The sequence below is a fragment of the Streptomyces sp. NPDC021224 genome, assembly GCF_044332905.1.
Classification (GTDB): domain Bacteria; phylum Actinomycetota; class Actinomycetes; order Streptomycetales; family Streptomycetaceae; genus Actinacidiphila.
Genome location: NZ_JBIRPW010000003.1, coordinates 228,069 through 252,135 on the forward strand (window position 1 = coordinate 228,069; position 24,067 = coordinate 252,135).

The 24,067-nt window shown below is 72.6% G+C and carries 21 protein-coding genes; 10 read left to right on the forward strand and 11 right to left on the reverse strand.

What is annotated here, in order from left to right:
- Nucleotides 1–88: 88 nt before the first annotated feature.
- The 7 genes from ACH4PY_RS09495 to argF all read left to right on the forward strand — a co-directional run bounded on the left by ACH4PY_RS09495 (nt 89) and on the right by argF (nt 9,349).
- On the forward strand, nt 89–550 hold the full coding sequence (locus ACH4PY_RS09495) for a DUF6099 family protein (RefSeq protein WP_398178063.1): 462 nt from the start codon (nt 89–91) through the stop codon (nt 548–550).
- Nucleotides 551–583: 33 nt separating this feature from the next.
- Nucleotides 584–1,504 carry an LLM class F420-dependent oxidoreductase gene (locus tag ACH4PY_RS09500; RefSeq protein ID WP_398178066.1) on the forward strand — a complete coding sequence of 307 codons (921 nt, stop codon included), beginning with the start codon at nt 584–586 and terminating at the stop codon, nt 1,502–1,504.
- A gap of 195 nt (nt 1,505–1,699) precedes the next feature.
- Entirely contained in the window at nt 1,700–2,563 is an 864-nt protein-coding gene (gene mmuM / locus ACH4PY_RS09505) for a homocysteine S-methyltransferase (RefSeq protein ID WP_398178069.1), read from the forward strand.
- Between the two features lie 137 nt (nt 2,564–2,700).
- A complete protein-coding gene (locus ACH4PY_RS09510; RefSeq protein ID WP_398178073.1) occupies nt 2,701–4,233 on the forward strand; it encodes a 3' terminal RNA ribose 2'-O-methyltransferase Hen1 in 1,533 nt (510 codons plus the stop codon).
- Nucleotides 4,230–6,812 carry a polynucleotide kinase-phosphatase gene (locus tag ACH4PY_RS09515; protein ID WP_398178076.1) on the forward strand — a complete coding sequence of 861 codons (2,583 nt, stop codon included), beginning with the start codon at nt 4,230–4,232 and terminating at the stop codon, nt 6,810–6,812. Before ACH4PY_RS09510 ends, ACH4PY_RS09515 begins: the two co-directional genes overlap by 4 nt.
- A gap of 92 nt (nt 6,813–6,904) precedes the next feature.
- The gene (locus tag ACH4PY_RS09520; RefSeq protein ID WP_398178079.1) at nt 6,905–8,128 is read left to right on the forward strand and encodes an arginine deiminase; all 1,224 of its coding nucleotides are present in this window, start codon (nt 6,905–6,907) and stop codon (nt 8,126–8,128) included.
- A gap of 210 nt (nt 8,129–8,338) precedes the next feature.
- Nucleotides 8,339–9,349 carry an ornithine carbamoyltransferase gene (gene argF / locus ACH4PY_RS09525; protein WP_398178082.1) on the forward strand — a complete coding sequence of 337 codons (1,011 nt, stop codon included), beginning with the start codon at nt 8,339–8,341 and terminating at the stop codon, nt 9,347–9,349.
- Nucleotides 9,350–9,443: 94 nt separating this feature from the next.
- Here argF and ACH4PY_RS09530 read toward each other — a convergent pair whose 3' ends face one another.
- Together ACH4PY_RS09530 and ACH4PY_RS09535 are read right to left on the reverse strand one after the other, a co-directional pair.
- Entirely contained in the window at nt 9,444–10,316 is an 873-nt protein-coding gene (locus ACH4PY_RS09530; RefSeq protein WP_398178084.1) for a geranyl diphosphate 2-C-methyltransferase, read from the reverse strand.
- 158 nt (nt 10,317–10,474) lie between these two features.
- Nucleotides 10,475–11,530, reverse strand: a complete 1,056-nt coding sequence (locus ACH4PY_RS09535) for a family 2 encapsulin nanocompartment cargo protein terpene cyclase (protein ID WP_398178087.1) — start codon at nt 11,528–11,530, stop codon at nt 10,475–10,477.
- 329 nt (nt 11,531–11,859) lie between these two features.
- On the opposite strand from ACH4PY_RS09535, the gene ACH4PY_RS09540 reads away from it, so the two are divergent.
- Nucleotides 11,860–12,279 (forward strand): cold-shock protein, encoded by a 420-nt coding sequence (locus tag ACH4PY_RS09540; protein WP_398178090.1) that lies wholly within the window; start codon nt 11,860–11,862, stop codon nt 12,277–12,279.
- 109 nt (nt 12,280–12,388) lie between these two features.
- Here the strand turns inward: ACH4PY_RS09540 and ACH4PY_RS09545 are convergent, their stop codons facing one another.
- The 5 genes from ACH4PY_RS09545 to ACH4PY_RS09565 all read right to left on the reverse strand — a co-directional run bounded on the left by ACH4PY_RS09545 (nt 12,389) and on the right by ACH4PY_RS09565 (nt 16,445).
- Nucleotides 12,389–13,051, reverse strand: a complete 663-nt coding sequence (locus ACH4PY_RS09545) for a hypothetical protein (protein WP_398178093.1) — start codon at nt 13,049–13,051, stop codon at nt 12,389–12,391.
- Nucleotides 13,052–13,174: 123 nt separating this feature from the next.
- Nucleotides 13,175–14,179: a YdcF family protein gene (locus ACH4PY_RS09550; RefSeq protein ID WP_398178096.1), complete on the reverse strand. Its 1,005-nt coding sequence runs from the start codon at nt 14,177–14,179 to the stop codon at nt 13,175–13,177.
- 85 nt (nt 14,180–14,264) lie between these two features.
- Nucleotides 14,265–15,257, reverse strand: a complete 993-nt coding sequence (locus tag ACH4PY_RS09555) for a sporulation-delaying protein SdpB family protein (RefSeq protein ID WP_398178100.1) — start codon at nt 15,255–15,257, stop codon at nt 14,265–14,267.
- Entirely contained in the window at nt 15,251–15,796 is a 546-nt protein-coding gene (locus tag ACH4PY_RS09560) for an SdpA family antimicrobial peptide system protein (RefSeq protein WP_398178103.1), read from the reverse strand. The genes ACH4PY_RS09555 and ACH4PY_RS09560 overlap by 7 nt, the downstream gene beginning before the upstream one ends.
- 253 nt (nt 15,797–16,049) lie before the next feature.
- Nucleotides 16,050–16,445 (reverse strand): hypothetical protein, encoded by a 396-nt coding sequence (locus tag ACH4PY_RS09565; RefSeq protein ID WP_398178106.1) that lies wholly within the window; start codon nt 16,443–16,445, stop codon nt 16,050–16,052.
- 390 nt (nt 16,446–16,835) lie between these two features.
- Here ACH4PY_RS09565 and ACH4PY_RS09570 point away from each other — a divergent pair, with 390 nt between their 5' ends.
- Nucleotides 16,836–17,756: a hypothetical protein gene (locus ACH4PY_RS09570; RefSeq protein WP_398178109.1), complete on the forward strand. Its 921-nt coding sequence runs from the start codon at nt 16,836–16,838 to the stop codon at nt 17,754–17,756.
- Entirely contained in the window at nt 17,702–18,484 is a 783-nt protein-coding gene (locus ACH4PY_RS09575; RefSeq protein ID WP_398178112.1) for a helix-turn-helix transcriptional regulator, read from the forward strand. Before ACH4PY_RS09570 ends, ACH4PY_RS09575 begins: the two co-directional genes overlap by 55 nt.
- Before the next feature lie 996 nt (nt 18,485–19,480).
- Here ACH4PY_RS09575 and ACH4PY_RS09580 read toward each other — a convergent pair.
- The 4 genes from ACH4PY_RS09580 to ectB all read right to left on the reverse strand — a co-directional run bounded on the left by ACH4PY_RS09580 (nt 19,481) and on the right by ectB (nt 24,062).
- A complete protein-coding gene (locus tag ACH4PY_RS09580; protein ID WP_031512888.1) occupies nt 19,481–21,010 on the reverse strand; it encodes a UDP-N-acetylglucosamine 1-carboxyvinyltransferase in 1,530 nt (509 codons plus the stop codon).
- A 271-nt stretch (nt 21,011–21,281) separates the two neighbouring features.
- On the reverse strand, nt 21,282–22,250 hold the full coding sequence (gene thpD / locus ACH4PY_RS09585; protein ID WP_398179278.1) for an ectoine hydroxylase: 969 nt from the start codon (nt 22,248–22,250) through the stop codon (nt 21,282–21,284).
- A gap of 7 nt (nt 22,251–22,257) precedes the next feature.
- Nucleotides 22,258–22,662 (reverse strand): ectoine synthase, encoded by a 405-nt coding sequence (locus ACH4PY_RS09590; RefSeq protein WP_398178115.1) that lies wholly within the window; start codon nt 22,660–22,662, stop codon nt 22,258–22,260.
- Nucleotides 22,663–22,790: 128 nt separating this feature from the next.
- A complete protein-coding gene (gene ectB / locus ACH4PY_RS09595) occupies nt 22,791–24,062 on the reverse strand; it encodes a diaminobutyrate--2-oxoglutarate transaminase (protein WP_398179281.1) in 1,272 nt (423 codons plus the stop codon).
- Between the last annotated feature and the right edge of the window lie 5 nt (nt 24,063–24,067).

A 24,067-nucleotide genomic window follows, 5' to 3' on the forward strand; every position in this document is an offset into this window, starting at 1 on the left:
CTTTCGCTCCCCGTCGATGATCTGTCACGCTGAGTGATGTCGGCGGGTGGTGAACGGGTCACCGCCCCGGTGGACGAGAGGGCAGGCGATGGATGCGGCACGGCTGGTGGCGGAGTCGGAGCAGGTGATGCGCGGTGCGCCGCGGCCCGAGGATGTCATCGAGGAGGCCTGGCAGGCGGGCGAGCTGGTCGAGGCGGTGTCGCGGCTGCTGTCCGCGGGGCACGCGGCCGCCGGGTCCGCGGGGGAGGAGACGGGGGCGGGGCGGGTGGTGCCACCGGTCGCGGCCGCCGGGGCCGGTCCGCCGCGCGCCGCCCGGCTGACGGCGGTGCGCGATCCGTCCGGGACGCTGCGGGCGCTGCGGGTGCTGCTCGGCGAGATCAACCAGGCCCTGGTGGTGCTGACGTGCGCGGTGGAGGACGAAGGCGCCTACTGGAGCTGCGTCGAGGCGCTGGACGCGGTGGACGAGGCGAGGGAGCGGGTACGGACGCTGGTCCGCGAGGGAGCGGACGGCGGCGGGGCGCGCGGTGGTGAGTCGTCATGTGGCGTTTGACGTGGTGGCGCGGGAAGAGTGCAGGATGGGGGAATGGACCTGCGCATCTTCACCGAGCCCCAGCAGGGGGCCGACTACGACACACTCCTCCGCGTCGCCAAGGCGACGGAAGACCTCGGCTTCGACGCCTTCTTCCGCTCGGACCACTACCTGACGATGGGCGGCGACGGGCTGCCCGGCCCGACGGACGCGTGGATCACGCTGGCGGGCCTGGCCCGGGAGACCAGCCGGATCAGGCTCGGCACGCTGATGACCGCGGGCACCTTCCGGCTGCCCGGCGTGCTGGCGATCCAGGTGGCGCAGGTCGACGCGATGTCGGGTGGCCGGATCGAGTTCGGGCTCGGCGCCGGCTGGTTCGAGGCGGAGCACAAGGCGTACGGCATCCCGTTCCCGAAGGAGAAGTTCGGCCGCCTGGAGGAGCAGCTGGCCGTGGTCACCGGGCTGTGGGCGACCCCGGTGGGCAAGACCTTCGACTTCGAGGGGAAGTTCTACCAGCTCGCCGACTCCCCGGCGCTGCCGAAGCCCGCGCAGACGAAGGTGCCGGTGCTGATCGGCGGGATGGGCGCCAAGCGCACCCCGGAGCTCGCGGCGCGCTACGCCGACGAGTTCAACGTGCCCTTCGCCTCGATCGCCGACACGGGCACGCAGTTCACCCGGGTACGGGAGGCGGTGCGGGCGGCGGGCCGCCCCGAGGAGAGCATGACGTACTCCAACGCGCTGGTGGTGTGCGTGGGGAAGGACGACGCGGAGGTGGCCCGGCGGGCGGCGGTGATCGGCCGCGAGGTCACCGAGCTGAAGGAGAACGGGCTCGCCGGTTCCCCGGCGGAGGTGGTCGAGAAGATCGGCCGCTACGCGGAGCAGGGTGCCACCCGCTTCTACCTCCAGACGCTGGATCTGCACGACCTGGACCACCTGGAGCTGATCGCCTCCCAGGTTGCGCCGCAGCTGGGCTGAGACCGCGCGATGACCCCGCCGCCGCCCCTCCCGCCGTCCGCCCGGCCACCGGACCGTTCGCCGGTTCCTCCGTCGGAGCGCTCCCCGGACCGGTCCTCCGACGGCTCCCCGGACCGGTCCCCGGAGCGTTCCGAGGACCGGTCACCGGCTCCCGGCGGCGGCCGGGGGCGGCGGCTGCCGCCGGGCCGGACGCTCGTGCTTGACGGCGGGCTGTCCAACCAGCTGGCCGACCAGGGCTGCGACCTGTCGGATCCGCTGTGGACGGCCCGGCTGCTGGCCGACGACCCCGGGCAGATCCGCGCCGCCCACACCGCCTACGTCCGGGCCGGTGCGGATGTGCTCATCACCTCGGGCTACCAGGCCAGTTACGAGGGTTTCGCCCGCCGCGGCATCGGCCGCCCGGAGGCGTCGGCGCTGCTGCGGCGCAGCGTCACGCTGGCCCGGGAAGCGGCGGCGGAGCGCCCGGGGATCGCGGTGGCCGCGTCGGTCGGGCCCTATGGCGCGGTACTGGCCGACGGCAGCGAATACCGCGGGCGGTACGGCAGGACGGTGCGGGAGCTGACCGCCTTCCACCGTCCGCGGATCGAGGCGGCGGCGGAGGCGTGGCCCGACGTGCTGGCGCTGGAGACGGTGCCGGACATCGACGAGGCCGAGGCGATGCTGCGGGCGGCGGCGCCGACCGGGCTGCCGGTGTGGCTGTCCTACACCGCCGAGGGCGGCAGGACGCGGGCGGGCCAGCCGCTCGCCGAGGCCTTCGCGCTGGCGGCGGGGCGGGACGAGGTGATGGCGGTGGGCGTCAACTGCTGCGCGCCGCAGGACGTCCTGGCCGCGGTCGAGCTCGCGGTCTCGGTCACCGGCAAACCGGCGGTGGCCTATCCGAACAGCGGCGAGCGATGGGACGCCGCCACCCGGCGCTGGACGGGACCGCACACCCTCACCGCCGATTCGGCCCTGGCATGGCAGGCGGCCGGTGCCCGGCTGATCGGCGGCTGCTGCCGGGTGGGCCCGACGACGATCGGGGCCCTGCGCGTCCGGCTGGACGGCGGACCGCGACCGTAGGGGCTCCCGGGTGCCCGGGGCCGGGTGCGGGCTCTCGTCTCCGGGCTCGCGGGCTCCGGGCTCCGGGCTCTGGGCTCGCGGGCTCCGGGTCGGAAAAGGCGTCGTCACGGAGTCCGCGCCGGGCGGATACTCGGCGGGTGTTCCTGACGATCTCGACGAGCAGGACGTCCGCGGGCCCTGCGACGGACCTCGGCTACCTGCTCCACAAGCACCCCGGCAAGGCGCAGACCTTCGCCACCTCCTACGGCGACGCGCACGTCTTCTACCCCGAGGCGGACGCCGAGCGCTGCACCGCGGCGCTGCTGCTGGAGGTCGATCCGCCCGCGCTCGCCCGGCGCGGGCGGGGCAAGGGCCGCAGTGGTACGACGCCCGACGCGGCACTGGCGCAGTACGTCAACGACCGCCCGTACGCGGCCTCGTCGCTGTTGGCGGTGGCGCTGCGCACGGTGTTCGCGAGCGCGCTGCGCGGTGACTGCCGGGAGCTGCCCGAGCGGGCCGCGGCGCCGCTGCCGCTGCGGATCGAGGTGCCTGCGCTGCCCGCGCGCGGTGGGCCCGCGCTGGTGGCCCGGCTGTTCGAGCCGCTGGGCTGGCAGGTGACCGCGGAGCAGGTGCCGCTGGACGCCGCCTTCCCCGAGTGGGGCGCGTCGCGTTACGTGCGGCTGGTGCTGGAGGGCGAGCTGCGGCTCGCCGACGCCCTGCGGCATCTGTACGTGCTGCTGCCGGTGCTGGACGACGCCAAGCACTACTGGGTGTCGGCCGACGAGGTCGACAAGCTGCTGCGGTTCGGCGAGGGCTGGCTGGCCGCGCACCCCGAGCAGCGGCTGATCACCCATCGGTACCTGTCCCGCCGCCGGTCGCTCACCAGGGAGGCCGACGAGCGGCTGGAGCTGGTGCGGCTCGCGGACGCCGACGACGTGGAGGTCGAGGCGATCGACAACGCCGTCGCGCCCGAGGAGCTGGAGGAGCCGGAGGAAACGGAGGAGGCCGAGGGAGCCGCCGAGGACAAGGAACGCCCCGTACCCCTCGCGGTGCAGCGGCGGGAGGCGATCCTCGGCGCGCTGCGCACCGCCGGTGCCGCGCGGGTGCTGGACCTCGGCTGCGGCCAGGGCCAGCTGGTGGCGGCGCTGCTCAAGGACCCGCGCTTCACGGAGATCGTCGGCATGGACGTGTCGGTGCGGGCCCTGGAGATCGCGGCCCGCCGGCTGCGGCTGGACCGCATGGGCGAGCGGCAGTCGTCCCGGGTCACGCTGCTCCAGGGGTCGCTCGCCTACACCGACAAGCGGCTCAAGGGTTATGACGCGGCGGTGCTCAGCGAGGTCGTCGAGCACCTGGACCCGCCGCGGCTGCCCGCGCTCGAATACGCCGTCTTCGGCGCCGCCCGTCCCGGGACGGTCGTCGTGACGACGCCCAACGTCGAGTACAACGTGCGCTGGGAGACCCTGCCCGCGGGCCACCGCAGGCACCACGACCACCGCTTCGAGTGGACCAGGCGGGAGTTCCGCGACTGGGCGCGGGCGGTGGCCGGACGGCACGGCTACGCCGTGGACTTCCACGCCGTCGGCCCCGACGACCCCGAGGTGGGCCCGCCGACCCAGCTCGCCCTGTTCACCACGCACGAGACACACGCACCGCACGACGAGAAGAAGAAGAAGGAGGAGGAGGCGGCATGACCGGCACCGACGAGACCACCACCAGCGCCGCCCCCGCCGAGGGCCGCAGCCTGGCGGTCACCGACCTGTCCCTGGTGGTGCTGATCGGCGCCACCGGCTCCGGCAAGTCCACCTTCGCCGCACGGCACTTCAAGCCCACCGAGGTGATCTCCTCCGACTACTGCCGCGGCCTGGTCAGCGACGACGAGAACGACCAGAGCGCGACGTCCGACGCCTTCGACGTGCTGCACTACATCGCCGGCAAGCGGCTCGCCGCCGGGCGCCGCACGGTCGTGGACGCCACCAGCGTCCAGCCGGAGGCCCGCCGCCAGCTGGTGAACCTGGCGCGGGAGCACGACGTGCTGCCTATCGCGATCGTCCTCGACGTCCCCGAGCGGGTGTGCGCCGACCGCAACGCCCGGCGCCCCGAACGGGCCACCCTGCCGCGGCACGTCATCCAGCGCCACCAGCGCGAGCTGCGCCGCTCGCTGCGCGGCCTGGAGCGGGAGGGTTTCCGCAAGGTCCACATCCTGCGCGGCACCGCGGAGATCGAGGCCGCCCGGGTGGTGACCGAGCCGCGCTACAACGACCTGCGGCATCTGACCGGCCCCTTCGACATCATCGGCGACATCCACGGATGCAGCGCCGAGCTGGAGGCGCTGCTGGCCGAGCTCGGCTACGACGACGGCCGCCACCCCGAGGGCCGCACCGCGGTCTTCGTCGGCGACCTCGTCGACCGCGGCCCGGACAGCCCCGGTGTGCTGCGCCGCGTCATGAGCATGGTCGAGGCCGGCACCGCGCTGTGCGTGCCCGGCAACCACGAGAACAAGCTCGGCCGCCACCTCAAGGGCCGCCAGGTCCAGCTCACCCACGGCCTGGCCGAGACGGTGGAGCAGTTCGCCGCCGAGGACGAGCGCGACCCGGACTTCCGGCGCCGTGTCGCCACCTTCATCGAAGGCCTGGTCAGCCACTACGTCCTGGACGGCGGCCGGCTGGTGGTCTGCCACGCCGGGCTGCCGGAGAAGTACCACGGCCGCACCTCCGGCCGGGTGCGCTCGCACGCCCTCTACGGCGACACGACCGGGGAGACCGACGAGTTCGGCCTGCCCGTCCGCTACCCGTGGGCGGAGGACTACCGGGGCAGGGCGGCGGTCGTCTACGGCCACACCCCGGTGCCCGCGGCCTCCTGGATCAACAACACCATCTGCCTCGACACCGGCGCCGTCTTCGGCGGCCGGCTCACCGCGCTGCGCTGGCCCGAGCGCGAGCTGGTGGACGTCCCCGCCGAGCGGGTCTGGTACGAGCCGGTCCGGCCGCTGCTCAGCGAGGCACCCGGCGGGCGGGAGGGCCGTCCGCTCGACCTCGGTGACGTCGCGGGCCGCCGGATCGTGGAGACCTCCCGCATGGGACGGCTCGCGGTGCGTGAGCAGAACGCCGCGGCGGCGCTGGAGGTCATGAGCCGTTTCGCGGTCGACCCGCGGCTGCTGTGCCACCTGCCGCCGACCATGGCACCCTGCGCCACCTCCGCCGAGGAGGGTTTCCTCGAACACCCCGCAGAGGCCTTCGCCTACTACCGCGACGCCGGGGTGCGCGAGGTCGTGTGCGAGGAGAAGCACATGGGCTCGCGCGCCATCGCCCTGGTGTGCCGCGACGAGGCGGCCGCCACCGAGCGCTTCGGCACCGCCGCGGGCGTGACGGGGACGCTGCACACCCGCACCGGACGCCCCTTCTTCGACGACGCGGTGGTCACCGAGGAGGTGCTCGCCCGGCTGCGCGCCGCCGCGGACGCCGCAGGCCTGTGGGAGGAGCTGGACACCGACTGGCTGCTGCTCGACGGCGAGCTGCTGCCCTGGTCGCTCAAGGCCTCCGGCCTGCTGCGCACCCAGTACGCCGCGGTCGGGGCCGCCGCGGGCGCCGCCTTCCCGCCGGCGCTCGCCGCGCTGGAGTCGGCGGCCGGCCGCGGCGCCGACGTGGCCAGGCTGCTCGCCCGGCAGCGCGAGAGAGCCGCGGACGCGCGGGCGTTCACCGACGCCTACCGCCGCTACTGCTGGACCACCGACGGCCTGGCGGGCGTGGAGTTCGCGCCCTTCCAGATCCTGGCCGCCCGCGGCCGCAGCCTGGCGGCCGAGCTGCCGCAGGACCGGCAGCTCGCGCTGCTCGACCGGCTGGTCGCCGGTGACGGCTCCGGGCTGCTGCGCACCACCCGGCGGCTGCTGGTCGACACCGCGGACGAGGCGTCCGTCGCCGCGGGCACCACCTGGTGGCTCGACCTCACGGCGGCGGGCGGCGAGGGCATGGTCGTCAAGCCGCTCGCGACCGGGCTGCGCGAGCCGGGCGGCGGCCTCGTCCAGCCGGGCCTGAAGTGCCGGGGCCGGGAGTACCTGCGGATCATCTACGGACCCGAGTACACCCGCCCCGACCACCTGGTCCGGCTCCGGCAGCGCTCGCTCGGCCACAAGCGGTCGCTCGCCCTGCGCGAGTACGCCCTCGGGCTGGAGGCCCTGGACCGTCTCGCGGGCGGCGAGCCGCTGTGGCGCGTCCACGAGCCGGTGTTCGCCGTGCTGGCCCTGGAGTCCGAGCCGGTCGACCCCCGGCTGTGACCCCGCGGGCCCGCACCCCGAGCGGTGCGGGCCCGCCCGGGCGCGGGCCGGGTACGTGATAAAGCCCATCCCGGGTGGGAAGGTCTGATCCCATGGGATTCCACGTCGACTCCGAGACCGGGCGGCTGCGCCGCGTCATCCTGCACCGCCCGGATCTGGAGCTGAAGCGCCTGACGCCCAGCAACAAGGACGCGCTGCTCTTCGACGACGTGCTGTGGGTGCGCCGCGCGCGGGCCGAGCACGACGGCTTCGCCGACGTGCTGCGCGACCGCGGCGTCGAGGTGCACCTCTTCGGCGACCTGCTGACCGAGGCCCTGGAGCGTCCCGCGGCCAAGGCGCTGGTCCTGGACCGGGTCTTCGACGAGAAGGAGTACGGCCCGCTCGCCACCGGGCACCTGCGGGCCGCCTTCGACGAGCTGAGCACCCCGGACCTGACCGAGGCCCTGGTCGGCGGGATGACCAAGCGCGAGTTCCTGGCCCGTTTCGCGGAGCCGGTCTCGGTCCGTTTCCACGCCCTGGAGCTGGACGACTTCCTGCTCTCCCCGCTGCCCAACCACATCTTCACCCGCGACACCTCGGCCTGGATCTACGACGGGGTCAGCATCAACGCGATGCGCTGGCCCGCCCGGCAGCGGGAGACCGTGCATTTCGAGGCGATCTACCGGCACCACCCGCTCTTCGCGGGCGGCCGCTTCCACGTCTGGTCCGAGGGGCAGAGCGCCTACCCCTCGACGATCGAGGGCGGCGACGTCCTGGTGCTGGGTTCGGGTGTGGTGCTCATCGGGATGAGCGAGCGCACCACCCCGCAAGCCGTGGAGATGCTGGCCCGCCGGATGTTCGCGGCCGGTTCGGCCCGCGCCATCGTGGCGCTCGACATGCCCAAGCGGCGCGCGTTCATGCACCTCGACACGGTGATGACGATGGTGGACGGCGACACCTTCACGCAGTACGCGGGCCTGGGGATGCTGCCGTCCTACACCATCGAGCCCGGTGGCGAGGAGGGCGAGCTGAAGGTCACCGACCATCCCCCGGAGCACATGCACCGGGCGATCGCGGCCGCGCTCGGCCTGGAGTCGGTCAAGGTGCTGACCGCGACGCAGGACGTGCACGCGGCCGAGCGGGAGCAGTGGGACGACGGCTGCAACGTGCTGGCGGTGGAGCCCGGTGTGGTGGTGGCCTACGAGCGCAACGCGACGACCAACACCTTCCTGCGCAAGCGCGGTATCGAGGTCATCGAGATCCCGGGCAGCGAGCTGGGCCGGGGCCGCGGCGGCCCGCGCTGCATGAGCTGCCCCATCGAGCGGGACCCGGTGTGAGCCGCCCCCGGTCCACAGAAGGCGCAGCTACGAAAACGGTCCCGACCAGGCCGGATCCGCTTCGGACCGTGTGAGCGGTGCCCGGGCGGGGCATCGACCGGGTAGGGGTGCGGCAGCCCGAGGCCGCCCGGAAAAGGCACTGTATAAGCATGTCGTGTCTCGTATAGACTTCCATGGTTGCCGTGCACCACCGACCGAGGAGTCCCCGTCATGCCCGTCGATCTCAAGGGCCGCCCCTTCGTCAAGGAGCTGGACTACACGCCCGAGGAGTTCCTGGGCCTGGTGGAGCTGGCCGCCGAGCTCAAGGCGGCGAAGAAGGCCGGCACGGAGGAGCCGCGGCTGCGCGGTCGCAGCATCGCGCTGATCTTCGAGAAGACCTCGACGCGTACCCGCTGCTCCTTCGAGGTCGCCGCCGCCGACCAGGGCGCGGCCACGACGTACCTGGATCCGTCGGGCTCGCAGATAGGGCACAAGGAGTCGGTCAAGGACACCGCCCGGGTGCTCGGCCGGATGTTCGACGCGATCCAGTACCGGGGCGCCAGCCAGGCCGCCGTCGAGGAGCTGGCCGCGCACGCCGGGGTCCCCGTCTACAACGGCCTCACCGACGACTGGCACCCCACCCAGATGCTGGCCGACGTGCTCACCATGGCCGAGCACACCGGCGGTGTCGCGGGCCTGCGCGAGCGCGGTGTCGCCTTCGCCTACCTCGGCGACGCCCGGTTCAACATGGGCAACTCCTACCTGGTCACCGGCGCCCTGCTCGGCCTCGACGTGCGGATCGTCGCCCCGCGCGCGTACTGGCCGGCCGAGGACGTCGTCGCCGAGGCCCGCAGGCTCGCCGAGGCCTCCGGAGCGCAGATCACCCTCACCGAGGACATCGCGCAGGGCGTGCGGGACTGCGACTTCGTCGTCACCGACGTCTGGGTGTCGATGGGCGAGCCCAAGGAGGTCTGGGCGGAGCGGATCGCCGCCCTCGCGCCCTACGCGGTCACGATGGACGTGCTGCGCGCCACCGGCAAGCCGGACGTGAAGTTCCTGCACTGCCTGCCCGCCTTCCACGACCTCGGCACCGAGGTCGGCCGGCTGATCCACGACCAGTACGGGCTGAGCGAGCTGGAAGTCACCGACGAGGTCTTCGAGTCGGCGCACTCGGTCGTCTTCGACCAGGCGGAGAACCGCATGCACACCATCAAGGCGGTCATGGTCGCCACCCTCGCCTGACGCCCGCCCCGTCCGGGGCCCGGGAGCACGGCGGCGCCCCCGCGGCCGGGCCCGGTCCGGGGCCCGGCCGCGGGGGCGGCGGAGAACGGGGGTGTCAGACCCGGTCGGCGACGATCAGCAGGTACTGGAAGCTGCCGTTGCGGTACGCGTCGAGGAACGCGTCCTCCACCCCCGTCACCAGGTGCTCGGCGGTCTTGCGCAGCTCCCAGTACGGGATCGTGGCCGGCGTCAGGTCCTCCACGTGGACCGGGACGAGCCGGTGCCGGGCCATCGCGCGGAAGTACTCCGACCGCGGGTGGATGTCGCAGATGTAGTGCGCGTTGATCAGGGACACCTCGCGCGAGGCGCGGCCGTAGGTGTCGTTGTAGCAGCCGGTGATCACCACGTAGCGGCCACCGCGGCGCAGCAGCCGGGAGTGTTCGGCGAAGAGCAGGTCGAGCTCGACGTACATGGTCGACTCGTTGTTCCACGAGGCCGCGTAGCCGCCGGTCTCGAAGCCGGTCTCCAGCATGTTGCGGTGGTGGTAGCGCACCTTGCCGTCGATGCCCCGGGCGCGCGCCTGCGCGTTGGCGAAGTCCGCCTGCTTGGTGGACAGCGTCACGCCGTCGGCGTGGCAGCCGTAGCGCTGGTTCGCCACGACGCTGCCGCCGCCGCGCCCGCAGCCGGCGTCGAAGACCCGGTCGGCGGGGGAGAGCGGTCCGAGGTGTGACGCGAGGAGTTCCGCCTGGGCGTGCTCCAGGCGGTGCAGCTCGGCGGTCACCCGCTGCTGCCGCCGTGCCGCGTCCGGCTCGTCCACGACGGACCAGTCGACGTCCCCGACCCCGTAGTGGTGGTGGTAGAGGTCGTCGATCTTGCCGAGTTCGAGGTTGACCGGATTCTCCTCGGCGTTCCAGTAGTCCGCGACGCGGGACTGGTACGTCGACTGGGCGGGCAGCGAGACGGTGGCGCCGGACTGGGGGATGGCCAACGGTGGCTCCTTGCGGTGCTGGTGAGAGTGCTCGTCGTCCGGCCGGGCCGGACCGAGCGGGTATCGGGTGGATATGGAGCGGGGACGCGTACCGGCAGGGATGCCGGCACGGAGGTCGCCCGCGGTGGACGCGTCGGCCGCGGTGCGGCGGTACGCGCTCACCAGTACTGGGGCAGGTGGTAGCGGTGGCTGTTGGTCGCGTGCCACTCGTGGTTGCCGGCCACCCAGTCGGAAAGGCCCTGGGCGTAGCGGCCGACGAGTGGCGAGAGCAGCGACACCGCGGCGGCCTCCTCCTCGAAGGCGTCCATCACCTGGTTGTGGATCTCGATGCTGCGGAAGTAGGCGTGCTTGAGCCCGCGGCCCTCGTTGCGGGCCACCACCTGCGGCAGGTTGAGGTGGTCGGGATCGCTCTCCAGCTCCTTGGCGAAGGAGTAGAGGTCGTTGACGATCGTCGTCGCGTTGCAGGCCAGCGCCGTGATCCGCTGGATCTCCGGGCGCGCGTAGAGCGCCTCGGGCAGCTCGTAGCCGTCGACCGCGTCCACGATCGACAGGCACGGGCGGAAGTTGTTGAACTGCCGCATCACCACGTACTCCCACACCTGCGGGGCATAGCGCGTCTCGGCCCAGGCCGCCTCGGCGAGATACCCCAGGTGCAGCCGGGCGATGTCGTGCACGAAGCGGTCGGTCTGGCTCGGCGTGGCGAAGCGTCCGAGGTCCTTCATCGCCCAGTGGTACGAGCGCAGCGGGCCGTCCGCCTGCATCCCGCGCTGCCAGTCCGCCTCCAGCTCCGGAGTGCCGTGGAAGGGGTCGATCGCCGACTGGGCCAGCAGCAGCGGTCCGCCCAGCCCGTGCCGGGAGGCGCCGCGGCCCTCGTCCTCCTCGCAGTAGCAGCTGTCGACCAGGTTCTCCGCGAGCAGCAGCTCACCGGCGACCGTCAGCCGGTCCAGGTCGAGGGCGTTCGGGTGCTGGAGGACCACCGCCCGGCCGAACTGGAAGCCCGCGAAGTCGCCGTTCCAGGACGGCGGGAAGAGGTCGAGTTCGCGCGCCCACGCCTCCAGCCGCTCGTCGACGGCGGCCGCCTTCTGCGGGTCCGCGGGCGGGACGGGTCGGTGCCTGACGCCGGGGATCACCCCGCGGCGGCGCAGGCCGGCGGGCCGGAGAGCCGGCGGGCCGGGCAGCGGGCGCCGCGGTCCGGCGTTCGCGGGGGCGCTCATCGCGTACTCCACTCGGTCACTCGGCCGCGGGGCCGATCCGGGACTTCCCGCGGATGCCCGGTGGCCACCCGCGAGATCAAGTCAAGCAGCGGGTGGTGCCGCCGGGTATGGCGTGAAAGGGGGAGCTACGCGCAACTGGTGGTGTAAACATCCCAGTTGAGGCAGAGTGCTCCGGCGTACGCCTCCGCACGCCGGGGGTGCACGGGAACTTTCGCACCGCCTCCCGCGCCGCACGCGCCCGGTTGTCCACCGGGCGGATGACGCTGCGATCGTGTGCTCGATACGATGGTTCCCAGTTCGTGTCGGGTTCGTGTCGGGTGGGGGTCGCTGTGGTTGCCGGTCGTGTGCTGCGTTTCGACAGTGCCCGGGGTTACGGGTTCATCGCCCCGGCGTTCGGCGGTGAGGACGTCTTCCTGCACGTGAACGATCTGCTGATCCCGGAGTCGTACCTCCGCTCCGGGCTCCAGGTCGAGTTCGACATCGAGGAGGGCGACCGGGGGCTGAAGGCCTCCTCCGTACGGCTCGCCGAGGGCGCCGAGCGCCCCCCGGCCGAGCCGCACGCGCCGGGCGTCTCCGGCCCGGTCGTCGACGGCGAGCCGATGTGCGACGTGCTCTCCCGCGAGGACTTCACCCGGGAGTTCACCGAGGCCCTCCTCGCGGCGGCCCCCTCCCTCACCGGCGAGCAGATCCTCCAGATCCGACGGCGCGCGGTGGACTTCGCCCGCGCCCACGGCTGGGTCGAGGACTGATCCGGCCGGGGCGCGGACGGTGCGGCGCGGTGCCGCGGGCCGTCAGATGCGTCGTGCCGATTGCCGCCGGTGAGCGTGACGGCGAGCGGGATTCCGTGGCGGTCGACGATCAGGGGAACGACGACGCGCTCATCGACAGGCTGCGGGCTCGCGCCTGGGATCCGGGCCTGCGGTTCGACAGAGCCGAGGTCCCGCTCGCGTGGATCGAGGAGCACCACGGCCAAGGCGGACTTGAGCGGATCCAGGACAGGGGTCGCCACCGACGACGGTGCCCGGGTCGCAGGCGTTGACCGCGGGCGAGCAGAAGGCCGTGACGGCCGGGGAGCGCAGCGTGCCGCCGCCCGGGACGGTCGGGGCCGAGTATTTCGCCACGCGCTGGGTGCCGACCCATACCCACTGCGGGGTCGTCCTCGGTGGCGGTGGTGCCGGCGGCGTGCGTCTGGCCCCATGTGTCGGCCAGGATGCGCAGGGACCCGGCGATGTCGGCCTGGTAGTCGGTGGCGATGGCGATCTGCTCGTTGAGCGTGCGGGTCGTGTCGGTGATCCGCATGCCGTCGGTGACCTGACCGATGCCGTAGCCGCAGTCGGAGTGGTTCCAGGCGCTGGAGTCGATGTCGGCGTTGCCGTTGCCGTAGTAGTCGGCGATCAGCGGGTTGCCGGTGTCACCGTCGGCCGCGTGCCAGGAGGCCTGCGCGACGTTCGTCTCCTGTGCGACGACGCCGAGCAGCAGTTGCGCCGGGACCTTCACCCCGGTCGGCTCGGGGAACATCACCTGCGGGGTGTACGCGGGCCTGCCGTTGCTGAGGAAGTCCGCTGGGCGGGGCGGCCACGGTGTCGGCGGCGGCGGCCGGCTGGGGCCCCGCAGGGTGAACGGGGCCGAAAGCGGTCGGGTCCCTCAGCCCAGCCACCAGATGGACAGGCCGCCGAGGAGGGCGAGCAGGCAGAAGGCAAGGTTGGTGCGCCAGTAGGTGACCAGGACGGCGACGAACTCGCGGATCGTGGCGCTCGGCAGGAAGTAGCGCGAGGTGGGGCAACCCACGACCTGCCCCCTGACCCCCTCCCGCCGGGCGATCATCGCCGCCCGGAAGGTGTGGTAGTCGTTCGTCACGATGACGCACCGGTAACCGGGCCTGGCCCTCTCCATGATCGCCCTGCTGAACCTCAGGTTCTCCTCCGTGGTCGTCGAGCGGTCCTCGCGCTCGATGAGATCCCGCGGCACACCCCGGGCTTCGAGGTAGTCCGCCATGGTGTGCGACTCAGGCAGCTTCTCGTCCCTGCCCTGGCCGCCGGAGGTCAGCACGATCGGTCGCCTGCCGCGCCGCAGGAGGCGACCGTGCACCTCGCGGGCGCGCTCCAGTCGGCCCGCCAGCAGCGGCGTCACCTCACTGCCGTTGGCCAGGCCCGCCCCCAGCACCACAACGTAGTCGGCGCGGCGCCGCGGGCGCAGTCGGCTGTAGACGAAGGTGTAGGCGACGAAACAGAGGAAGAGGAAGGCGACGTAGCCGGCCAGCGCGAGGACCGTGCCCGTCACCACGGCAAGCACCCGGGACCGCACCACCAGCGTCACGGCGGTCAGGACGAGCAGGGCGGCCAGCGCGACACCCGACAGCAGCGACAGCGAGTTGGCCAGGCTGGGGCCCTCCTTGCGCACCATGACGACGCCGTTGGAGGTCAGGAAGCCCGACAGTGTCACTATGCCCAGGGCCACGAGCACGATCGCGGCGACGCCCGCGTCCCTGCCCAACACCGGGTGGGTGACGCGGAGCTCGTAGAGCATCGCGCCGGCGGCGAGGGCGGCGCCCAGCCCCAGGAGAACGGCGTTACTGAAGCGGCGTCGCTCCTGGAGCACGCTCACACCGAACACGAGCAGGCACAGCATGGCGGGGACGAAGGACAGCATGCGCTCATCGTAAGCAGGGCGTGAGCCGCCGACCGGCACGTCTGCCGGCCGTTCCGCCCGGTCTGCCGCCCCGAGGGCAGCGGGGTCACTCCCGCCCGGGTGACCGGGGGCCGGCGGCGGGAACGGGCTGTGGCAGCCTCCGCGGGGCCGACGTCGCGTGCTCCTCGCCTCCCGGCGGGGGAGTGGCGGGCCTTCGGAGGATCTTGCGGGCGATCTGCGGTGGGGTGACGGACAGGTGCGAGCCGAGGGGGAAGCAGAGGACCACCAGGCCGCCGATCATGGCCAGGGCGAAACTCCACAGGCCCATCATCACGGCGATGGAGAGGTGGAAGAGGACTCCCGCGGCGAACACGCGCCAGCGCCAGCGCTGCGCGAGCAACAGGCTTGCGGCGAGGCCGATTTCTATCACCAGTGGCGTCCAGATCAGGAGTGCGACGCCGGTGGGGGACGCGAGGACCGGGTAGACCAGCGGCTGAAGCGGGCCGGGGGCGCCGAACGCAAGGCTGTGGCCCCAGTACCACATCGCGGTGCCGTCGGCCCATTCCGCGTGGGGAAGTTTGGCGACGCTGGACTGGAAGTAGAGGAACGACATCTGGATTCGGGCGAGCACCAGGCCCGTCGCGCCCAGCAGGACGGCCCGGCGGTGGCGTGCGGCGGCCCCGTCCCGGAGCCGCTCCCAGTGCCAGCGGCGGGGATCGCCGAGCGCGGTGAGGGCGAGCAGCAACGACAGGACCGCCGTGATCTGGTCGCCGCCGTCGGGGATGGCGGTCTCGGTGAAGACGCTGAAGGACACCCAGGCGTGCGGGAGTGCGGTCCACCGGGGACGCCGTCCGCAGGCCACGGCGACGAGGACGAGGACGCACAGCCATCGGGTCGCGGTGAGATGGCCGTCGGGCGCCACGCAGAATAGGCCCGCGCGCACCGCCCCCTTGCAGATGGGGTAGTTGCCCTGCGTCGCCACGGGGCGGAACAGCGTTCCCGTGCTGCTGAAAGCCAACGTGCCCATCGTGCCGGTCGCCAGGAGCGTACGGGTGAGCCCGTACACACTGGTCCAGGGCACGGCGACCGGCCTCAGCATGCGACGTCCAGCACGACGGCGCTCTGCGGCGTCCGCGCGGGCAGAAGGTCACGCCAGGCGAAAGGCGTGGGTGTCTGTGCGACCACCGCGATCCGCCCGCACAGCGTCGCGCCCGGCGTCCTGTTGACGACCGCGGCGGCTACCCGGGCCTTCTTCAGGCAGTCCTGGAGCGAAGCCTGCGCGCACGGCGTCGGCGTGGCCCTTCCCGCCTCGTGGAGCAGCAACGCCGTCTCGATGCCCTGGGAACGGGAGACCCGGTCGAACCCGTGCTCGCAATGGCGTCCGAGGGAAGCACTCGTCCAGGACGAGCCGTCCCAGCGGAACGGCTCGTATTCCGAACTGCGCGCCGACTTCGTGAAGAACGCCCAGCCCTGCGGCAGGACGGCGATCGCGGCGGGCCTGACGGAATCCTGACCGGGCAGCTGCACCACGTTCTTCGGCACCTGCGACTGGGCAGCATAAAGGACGACGACGGCGCACACAGCCGCGGTCCCGGCGATCCATGGCCGCGGCACCTCGACCGTGTGCTGAGCGGTCACGCTCACACCGTCACGCACTCTGCGAAGACGATCCTTCCACCACATATTCTTCGTCTCTCCATGGATTCGGACATACGCGCGCGCCGGCTCCGGGCCCGGCCGACGGGGACGGCGGAAGCCGGAGCCGCCGCACGCTGACGGGCGGGGTCGTCCACGACCAAGGCCACGCAGTCCGCCGATGCCGCAGGCGGCGCCGACAGGTCCGCATCGGAAACATCGGCCAGTGCGCGGGAGATGTCGGCCGTGGCCTCCTTCACCAGCCGGGGATCTCCGCTACGGGACTTGACCGAGAACTCGGCGAAGGTACCGGGGACTTCGCCTCGATCCTGTCGGCCAGTCCGGCCGCGGCATGAACGGCCTTCGGGCTGTCGTTCGCACTCAGCTCGAACCCCTTGAACACTCCGTGGGACGCCGGCTTCGCCGCGACCGGCCCCTGGCCGAAGTGGATTCCGGCGAAGAGCTGACGGCCGTCCTCGGCAGCCGACAGCTTTCCCGGCGCCGCCGAACCGGCGTTCGCGGCCTTGGCGCTCACCGTCTTGTTGCTCGCGTCGGCCGAAGCCGCGCTCGCACTGCCGACGGTCGTGAGCGCCGCGGCGCCGGTGACGACGACAGCCGTGACGATGCTGACGATTCGCCCGTAATGTTTCATGGATCACTCCTTTCGACATGAGTCGTGTTGACCCTGTACGCGGGCGCGAGGCGTGGCCGATGCAGCCGCCGTGCCCGGAACGGACGCTAACGGGACGTCAGGTTCGTACGAAGCCGCCCATTCGGAGGGCTTGCGGGAAGGCGGGACGTCCCGCACGCGTTCCACCGGCCGCCAGGTGGCGCCGCCGGCACGCGCTGACGTTTCCGCTCTGGGCAGTGGGGGCCGTGCTGGGTATCGTCCTGCGACGGCGGTCGGAGAGCCTGGAGGGCGGTGTCCCGTGAGGAGTTCGGAGGAATCCGGATCGGCGGCTCCGGAGAAGTTGCGCGTCGCGATGGCCGAACATCCGCTGGTCAATCTGGCCGGTCCGCTCGGGGTCGGAAGTCCACGCTCGTGGCCGGTCTCGAAGGTCCGGTGCGGGTGGACCTCGACCAGCCCGACGGGTTGGTCCTCCTGCGGCGGGCGCTGGCCGCACCCGCCGGGCGGCCGGTGGTGGTGGACAGCGCCGACGGCCGGTCGCGGCGGGACGCCCTGCGCCGCGAACTCGACCGCTGCGCTGGAAGGCTGCCGTCCGTGGTCGTGGTCAGCCGCAGGCCGCTCCTGTCCGATCCGCGGTGGACGCATGCCGCCACCGTGACCTTGGCGCCCGCGCCGGAGGAGCGGATCGCCGCGCGGGCCGCCGCCGTGGCGGACCCGGACGGTCACTCCCTGGTGCTCCGGCTCGCCGGCGGCATCCCGCTGATCGCCGACGTGGCCTGCCGCGTCCTGGACGCCGGTGCGCCGCCGGACGCTGCCGGCGCGATCGCCGACCAGGTGGCCGAGGAGATCCTGGAGCGGCTCGGCCGGGAGCTGCCCGGCAGGCAGTGGCGCCACGCCCTGCGGCTGCTCGCGACCGTGGGGTCCGGCGACGAGCGGCTCCTGCCCGGCGGCCCCGACCACTTCGCCTCGCTCGCCTCGCTCAGCGTCGTCGGCCGGGGCGCGCTCGGGCTCCAGATCACCGAGCCCTACCGGACCGTGTTCGAACTGGCCTACCAGTGGCGGCGGCCGGAAGCGCACGAGAGCGTACGGGTCCGCGCCCGCGACCACCGCCTCACCCTGCTGGCCCGGGCCCGTGACCGCGCGGAACGCGCCGTCCTCACCGAGCAGGGGCTCTTCCTCGGGGCCGCCCCGCTGGTCCGGCGGAACCTCTTCCCTGCCGCGCCGAGCACGGTGCGCTTCCGTACCGCCGCCGACGCAGACGCCGGCGACATCGGACGGCTGTGCGCCAGTGGGCGCTGGACGGCGGATTCGACGCGCGTCGCTGCGACCACCTGACCGAGCGCTGGGCCGGCGACGACATCTCCGCCTTCCACATCGCCTACGACCGGCACGGGCGGGCGATCGGCCTCGCCAACCTCATGCCGATCGACGAGCGGACGGCGGAAGGCATGGAGCCGCTGCTCCAGCAGCACAGCGCGGCCGTGGCCGGCGGCGGTCTCTTCCTCGGCGCCGCGCACTGCCCCGACCGGGCCGTTCGCGCCCAGCTGCTGCGCCACATCCTGCGGCAGGCCGCCCTCGGCGACGGGCAGCTGGTCATCTCCACCGCGGACGCCGAATACCAGGGTTTGGTGCGCAGCCTCGGCTTCCAGGTCCACGGCGCCGTCCGGGACGACGTCTACCACTGCGGCCGCCGTCCGGCCGTCTACAGCAACGACTTCTCCGCCGCCGTACTGCCCTGGTGGCTCGGCCGGATCACCGGGGCCGGCGACGGGCGCGCTCCGGAGGGCGGCGGACCCACCAGACCGCGGCTGACCCCCAAGGAGCTGCAGATCCTGCTGGACTACGCCTCCGGAATGACCCTCAAGTCCGCGGCACGCCGCGCCGGTGTCACCCCGAACACGGCCAAGGACTACCTCAACCGCGTCAAGTACAAGTACCGGCTGGCAGGAAGGCCCGCCTACACGAAGATCGACCTGGTGCACCGGGTCTCGGAGGACGGCCTCGGCGCCACGCGGCCCGGAGAGCCGTCGTCTCGGGTCGAGCCGTGGAGCGGCGCTCCCTGACAGCGCCGCCCGGCCGGTCGGGCAGCGTAGTGAGCGGCCGTCGCGACGAGGACTTCTCCTCCTCGGTGGCCCGCTTGGCGCAGGGCTTCCCACCAGCGGACGGTGTGCAGGTGGACGGTGTCCATCAGCGTCCCGTCCACGTCGAAGAGCACCGCCGCCGACGCGTCCTCCCCGCCGCTGCCGCTGCCGCTGCCGCTGCCGCTGCCGCTGCCGCTGCCGTCGCCGAGGCGGTGCCGGGCGCCGCTGTCGCTCATGTGCGCCTTCCCGGGTCGGGGGAGTGCGGGCCGACCGTCGAGAGCGTCGTCCGGAACGGCCCGGCGCGAGCGGCCCCTCGTCGGCGGCGAGCGGTTCAGCGTCCGAAGAGCAGGCCGCGGACGTGTATCGGGCACGGGAACGACGAGCAGGCCCGCCGAGGTGGGCGGCGTGGCGCCCACGCAGGCGGAGCTGTCAGGAAGGCCGCCGCGGTCGAGCGGTCCGGACCGGGCCAGAACCATCCGCTGAAGAAGCGTCCTGTACTCGGCGCGGGCCTTGGGCTCCGGCAAGGAGAGGCGCTCGGGCTCGCCCGGGAGGACGTCGACTTCACCTAGGAAGTCGTCCACGTCCGGCGGCACGTCAAGATGGTGCGAGCCAAGCTCTGTTTCGCGCTTCCCAAGGGCCGCAAGGTCCGGGACGTGCCGCTGCCGTCAAGCGTGGCCCGTGCCGTCCGGCAGCACGCGGAGCGTTTCGCGCCGGTACCGGTCACGCTGCCCTTGGCTGGGGCACTCCGACCCCGGGTTCACACTGCGGAAGTACTCCCACTTCCTGCCTCGCGCCGGCGCACGGGGCAGCGCGGCCATCGACGCGATCTTCGCGAGGACGTAGCCGGTCGGCACAGGCCGCGAAGCGTAGGTCGTAACCGCCGCCGGCCCAAAGTCCCAGAGAAATCCCAGAGATGCCGCCGCACCCTGTCCGACTCGCCAAGTAGCAGGTCAGACGGGGTGCGGCGGAGTCCGGGGGTCAGATGTCGCGGAAGATCTCGATCTGCGCGCCGATCGAGTTGAGGCGCTCGGCCAGGTCCTCGTAACCGCGGTTGATCACGTAGACGTTGCGCAGCACCGAGGTGCCCTCGGCGGCCATCATCGCGAGCAGCACGACGACGGCGGGGCGCAGCGCGGGCGGGCACATCATCTCGGCGGCGCGCCAGCGGGTCGGGCCCTCGACCATGATGCGGTGCGGGTCGAGGAGTTTCACGGACGCGCCGAGGCGGGTCAGCTCGGTGAGGTAGATCGCGCGGTTGTCGTAGACCCAGTCGTGGATGAGGGTCGAGCCCTGCGCGGTCGCGGCGATGGCCGCGAAGAAGGGCACGTTGTCGATGTTCAGCCCGGGGAAGGGCATGGGGTGGATCTTGTCGATCGGCGAGCGCAGCTTGGAGGGGCGCGCGGTGAGGTCGGTCAGCCGGGTGCGGCCGTTGTCCGCGCGGTACTCCGGGGCCAGCTCGAAGTCCAGGCCCATCTCCTCCAGCACGGCCAGCTCGATCTCCAGGAACTCGATCGGCACCCGGCGGATCGTCAGCTCGGACTCGGTGACGACGGCCGCGGCGAGCAGGCTCATCGCCTCGACCGGGTCCTCGGAGGGGGCGTAGTCGACGTCGCGGTCGATGTGGGAGACGCCGTGCACGGTGAGCGTGGTGGTGCCGATGCCCTCGACCCGGACGCCCAGCTCCTCCAGGAAGAAGCACAGGTCCTGGACCATGTAGTTGGAGCTGGCGTTGCGGATGACGGTGACGCCGTCGTGCCGGGCGGCGGCCATCAGCGCGTTCTCGGTCACGGTGTCGCCGCGCTCGGTCAGTACGATCGGGCGGTGCGGGGTGATCCCGCCGGCCACCTCGGCGTGGTAGGAGCCGTCGGTCGCGGTGATGTCGAGGCCGAAGTGCCGCAGCGCGTTCATGTGCGGCTGGACGGTACGGGTGCCGAGGTCGCAGCCGCCCGCGTACGGGATGCGGAAGCGGTCGGTGCGGTGCAGCAGCGGGCCGAGGAACATGATGACGCTGCGCGTACGGCGGGCGGCCTCGGTGTCGATCGCGGCGAGGTCGAGGGTCGCGGGCGGCACGATCTCCAGGTCGTTGCCGTCGTTGATCCAGCGGGCCTTCACGCCGATGCTGCCGAGCACTTCGAGGATGCGGTAGACCTCCTCGATCCGGGCGACCCGGCGCAGCGTGGTGCGGCCGGCGTTGAGCAGGGTGGCGCACAGCAGGGCCACACCGGCGTTCTTGCTGGTCTTCACGTCGATGGAGCCGGACAGCCGGCGGCCGCCGACCACGCGCAGGTGCATCGGGCCGGCGTAGCCGAGGGACACGATCTCGCTGTCCAGCGCCTCGCCGATTCTGGCGATCATCTCAAGGCTGATGTTCTGGTTGCCCCGCTCGATCCGGTTCACCGCGCTCTGGCTGGTGCCGAGGGCCTCCGCCAGCTGCGTCTGCGTCCAGTTCCGGTGCTGCCGGGCGTCCCGGATGAGCCTGCCGATACGTACCAGGTAGTCGTCGGTCATGACAGTGACCCTATCTCATATATGAGATGAAGCAACGCCGGTTCCGCCATTCGTGGCGTGCCCCATACGCATGTGGCGTGTCCGCTGGTGCCGACGCACTCACCGTATCCACGCGGCCCCCACGCGCAACCGCCGCACCAGCCGTCACAGACGGGCCGGTCAGGGGCCACGCGCGGGGTCACGCCGTGCTCGCGCCGTACTCACGCCGGGGAATCCCGCGGTCCCGGTCCGCCTTCCCCGTCCCGCCGGGTCCACGCCGGACGGCGTCCGGCTACGGCCACCCGGGTGACGAGGTGTCCCGGTCCGCCGGGCCGCCCGGCGGAGCGGCGGCCGCCCGCCCCGGGCGGGGCACGGGCGTGAAGTCCCGTGCCCCGATGTACTCCGGGCGCCGGACCGGAGCGGCGAAGGGCTCCTGGGCGGCGTTCTCGACGCTGTTGTAGACGATGAAGACGTTGCTCCGGGGGAAGGGGGTGATGTTGTCCCCCGAGCCGTGCATGCAGTTGCAGTCGAACCAGACCGCGGAGCCCGCCGCGCCGGTGAACATCTCGATGCCGTGCTCGGCGGCGAGCCGCGTCAGCGCCCCGGGGGAGGGCGTCCCGGCCTCCTGCATCTGCAGCGAGCGCTTGTAGTTGTCGCGCGGGGTGGCACCGGCGCAGCCGAGGAACGTCCGGTGCGAGCCGGGCATGATCATCAGACTGCCGTTGGTGGCGAGGTTGTCGGTCAGCGCGACGGACACCGACACCGCGCGCATCCGCGGCATCCCGTCCTCGGCGTGCCAGGTCTCGAAGTCGGAGTGCCAGTAGAACCCGGACGCCCCGAAGCCGGGCTTGAGGTTGATCCGGCTCTGGTGGACGTAGACGTCCGAGCCGAGGATCTGCCGCGCCCGGTCGGCGAGCCGCGGATCGCGCACCAGCGCGGCGAAGACCTCGCTCGTCCGGTGAATCTCGAACAGCGAGCGGATCCGCCCCGACGCGCGCTCGACGATCGCGCGCGGATCCGCGGCGGCCACCGGGTCGCCGCACATCCGGTCCAGCTCGGCGCGGCAGGCCGCCACCTCGTCGGGGGAGATCAGCGCGTCGCAGGACAGGAAGCCGTCGCGCTCGTAGACCCGCAGGTCCGCGGCGCCGAACGGCCCCGGGGATTGCGGCGCGGACCACACGACCGGGTCCTGCCGCGGTGTCACCCTCTCGTCGGCCCCGCGTGTCGGGTAGGCGCCGCGGGCGGCGGCGCTGGTCGTCACCACCGGATCACGCTCCCTCGGCGGCCGTCAGCAGGGGGTAGACGCCGTCCGCGTCGTGGACCTCGCGGCCCGTGACGGGCGGGTTGAAGACGCAGACGAAGCGCAGGTCCGTCGTCGGGCGGACGGTGTGCCTCTCGTGGCCGTCGAGCAGGTAGAGGGTGCCCGGCGCTATCGGGTAGCTGACACCCGTCTCGTCGTCGGTCAGCTCGCCCTCGCCCTCGACGCAGAAGACCGCCTCTATGTGATGGGCGTACCACATGGTGGTCTCGGTGCCCGCGTACATCACCGTCTCGTGGACGGAGAAGCCCACTGCCTCCTTGGCCAGCACGAGCCGCTTGCTCCGCCAGGTGCCGCTCTCGGCGAGCACGTCCCGGTCGGTGCCCTCGATGTCGCTCAGGGATCGGACGATCACGGTGAAGTCTCCTCTGGTGTCAGCTGGTACGGGTGGTGTCCGCCGGTACGCGCCGGCGGTCGGTGCGGGTGCGGCCGGGCCGTACGGCCGCGGGTGCGGGTGCGGGCGCGGGCGCGGGCGCGGGCGCGTCAGGGTGTCTCGTCCACGGCCCGGGCCAGCAGTTCCAGCCCCTCGGCGAGTTCGTCCCGGTGCACGGTGAGCGCGGGCATCAGCTTGACCACCTCGCTCTCCGGGCCCGAGGTCTCCACCAGCAGACCCAGCTCGAAGGCCCGGGCGCAGACCTTCGCGGCTCTGGAGGGGTCCTCGAACTCCAGCCCCCAGACCAGGCCGCGGCCCCGGTGGCGGGAGCCCGGGTGCCGGGCGCAGATCTCCTCCAGCGCACCGCGGACGGTCTCCCCGTTGTCGTGGGTCCGCTGCCGCAGCGCGCCGTCCGACCAGTACGCGCGCAGGGCGGCCGTCGCCGTCACGAACGCCGGGTTGTTGCCCCGGAAAGTGCCGTTGTGCTCCCCGGGCTGCCACACGTCGAGCTCCGGCCGCATGAGGACGAGGGACATGGGCAGTCCGTAGCCCCCGACGGACTTGGACAGGGTGACGATGTCCGGGGTGATGCCGGCCTCCTCGAAGGAGAAGAAGCCGCCCGTCCTGCCGCAGCCCATCTGGATGTCGTCGACGATCAGCAGCATGTCGTGCCGTGCGCACAGCGCGGCCAGCCCCCGCAGCCACTCGGCCCGCGCCACGTTGACCCCGCCCTCGCCCTGGACCGTCTCGACGATCACGGCTGCCGGGTGGCCGAGGCCCGAGCCGCTGTCGCGGAGCAGGCGCTCGAACCACAGGAAGTCCGGCACCTGCCCGTCGAGGTAGTGGTCGAACGGCATGGGGGTGCTGTGCGCGAGCGGGGTGCCGGCCCCGGCGCGCTTGAAGGAGTTGCCGGTCACGGCGAGGGCGCCCAGCGACATGCCGTGGAAGGCGTTGGTGAAGGAGACCACGACCTCGCGCCTCTTCACCTTCCTGGCGAGCTTCAGCGCGGCCTCGACGGCGTTGGTGCCGGTCGGTCCCGGGAACATCACCTTGTGATCCATCCCGCGCGGCGCCAGCACCAGGTCGCGGAAGGTCTCCAGGAACTCCCGTTTGGCGCGCGTGCTCATGTCCAGGCCGTGGGTGATCCCGTCCCGCTCCAGGTAGTCCAGCAGCGCGCGCTTGAGGACGGGGTTGTTGTGTCCGTAGTTCAGGGCGCCGGCGCCGGAGAAGAAGTCCAGGTAGGAGGTGCCGGTCTCGTCCGTGATCCGGCTCCCGCGGGCGTGGTCGAACACCGTGGGCCAGCCGCGGCAGTAGCTGCGCACCTCCGACTCCAGGGCGGTGAAGACGTCGGTGTCCGGACCGGTCGGGGCGGGGAGGGCCACCGGCG

What these genes read in the sequence shown, in the direction of transcription:
- ACH4PY_RS09495 (WP_398178063.1), top strand. Translation starts at nt 89, where the DNA reads ATGGATGCGGCACGGCTGGTGGCGGAGTCGGAGCAGGTGATGCGCGGT.
- ACH4PY_RS09500 (WP_398178066.1), top strand. Translation starts at nt 584, where the DNA reads ATGGACCTGCGCATCTTCACCGAGCCCCAGCAGGGGGCCGACTACGAC.
- ACH4PY_RS09515 (WP_398178076.1), top strand. Translation starts at nt 4,230, where the DNA reads ATGACCGGCACCGACGAGACCACCACCAGCGCCGCCCCCGCCGAGGGC.
- ACH4PY_RS09520 (WP_398178079.1), top strand. Translation starts at nt 6,905, where the DNA reads ATGGGATTCCACGTCGACTCCGAGACCGGGCGGCTGCGCCGCGTCATC.
- argF (WP_398178082.1), top strand. Translation starts at nt 8,339, where the DNA reads ATGCCCGTCGATCTCAAGGGCCGCCCCTTCGTCAAGGAGCTGGACTAC.
- ACH4PY_RS09535 (WP_398178087.1), bottom strand. Translation starts at nt 11,530, where the DNA reads ATGAGCGCCCCCGCGAACGCCGGACCGCGGCGCCCGCTGCCCGGCCCG.
- ACH4PY_RS09550 (WP_398178096.1), bottom strand. Translation starts at nt 14,179, where the DNA reads ATGCTGTCCTTCGTCCCCGCCATGCTGTGCCTGCTCGTGTTCGGTGTG.
- ACH4PY_RS09555 (WP_398178100.1), bottom strand. Translation starts at nt 15,257, where the DNA reads ATGCTGAGGCCGGTCGCCGTGCCCTGGACCAGTGTGTACGGGCTCACC.
- ACH4PY_RS09565 (WP_398178106.1), bottom strand. Translation starts at nt 16,445, where the DNA reads ATGAAACATTACGGGCGAATCGTCAGCATCGTCACGGCTGTCGTCGTC.
- ACH4PY_RS09580 (WP_031512888.1), bottom strand. Translation starts at nt 21,010, where the DNA reads ATGACCGACGACTACCTGGTACGTATCGGCAGGCTCATCCGGGACGCC.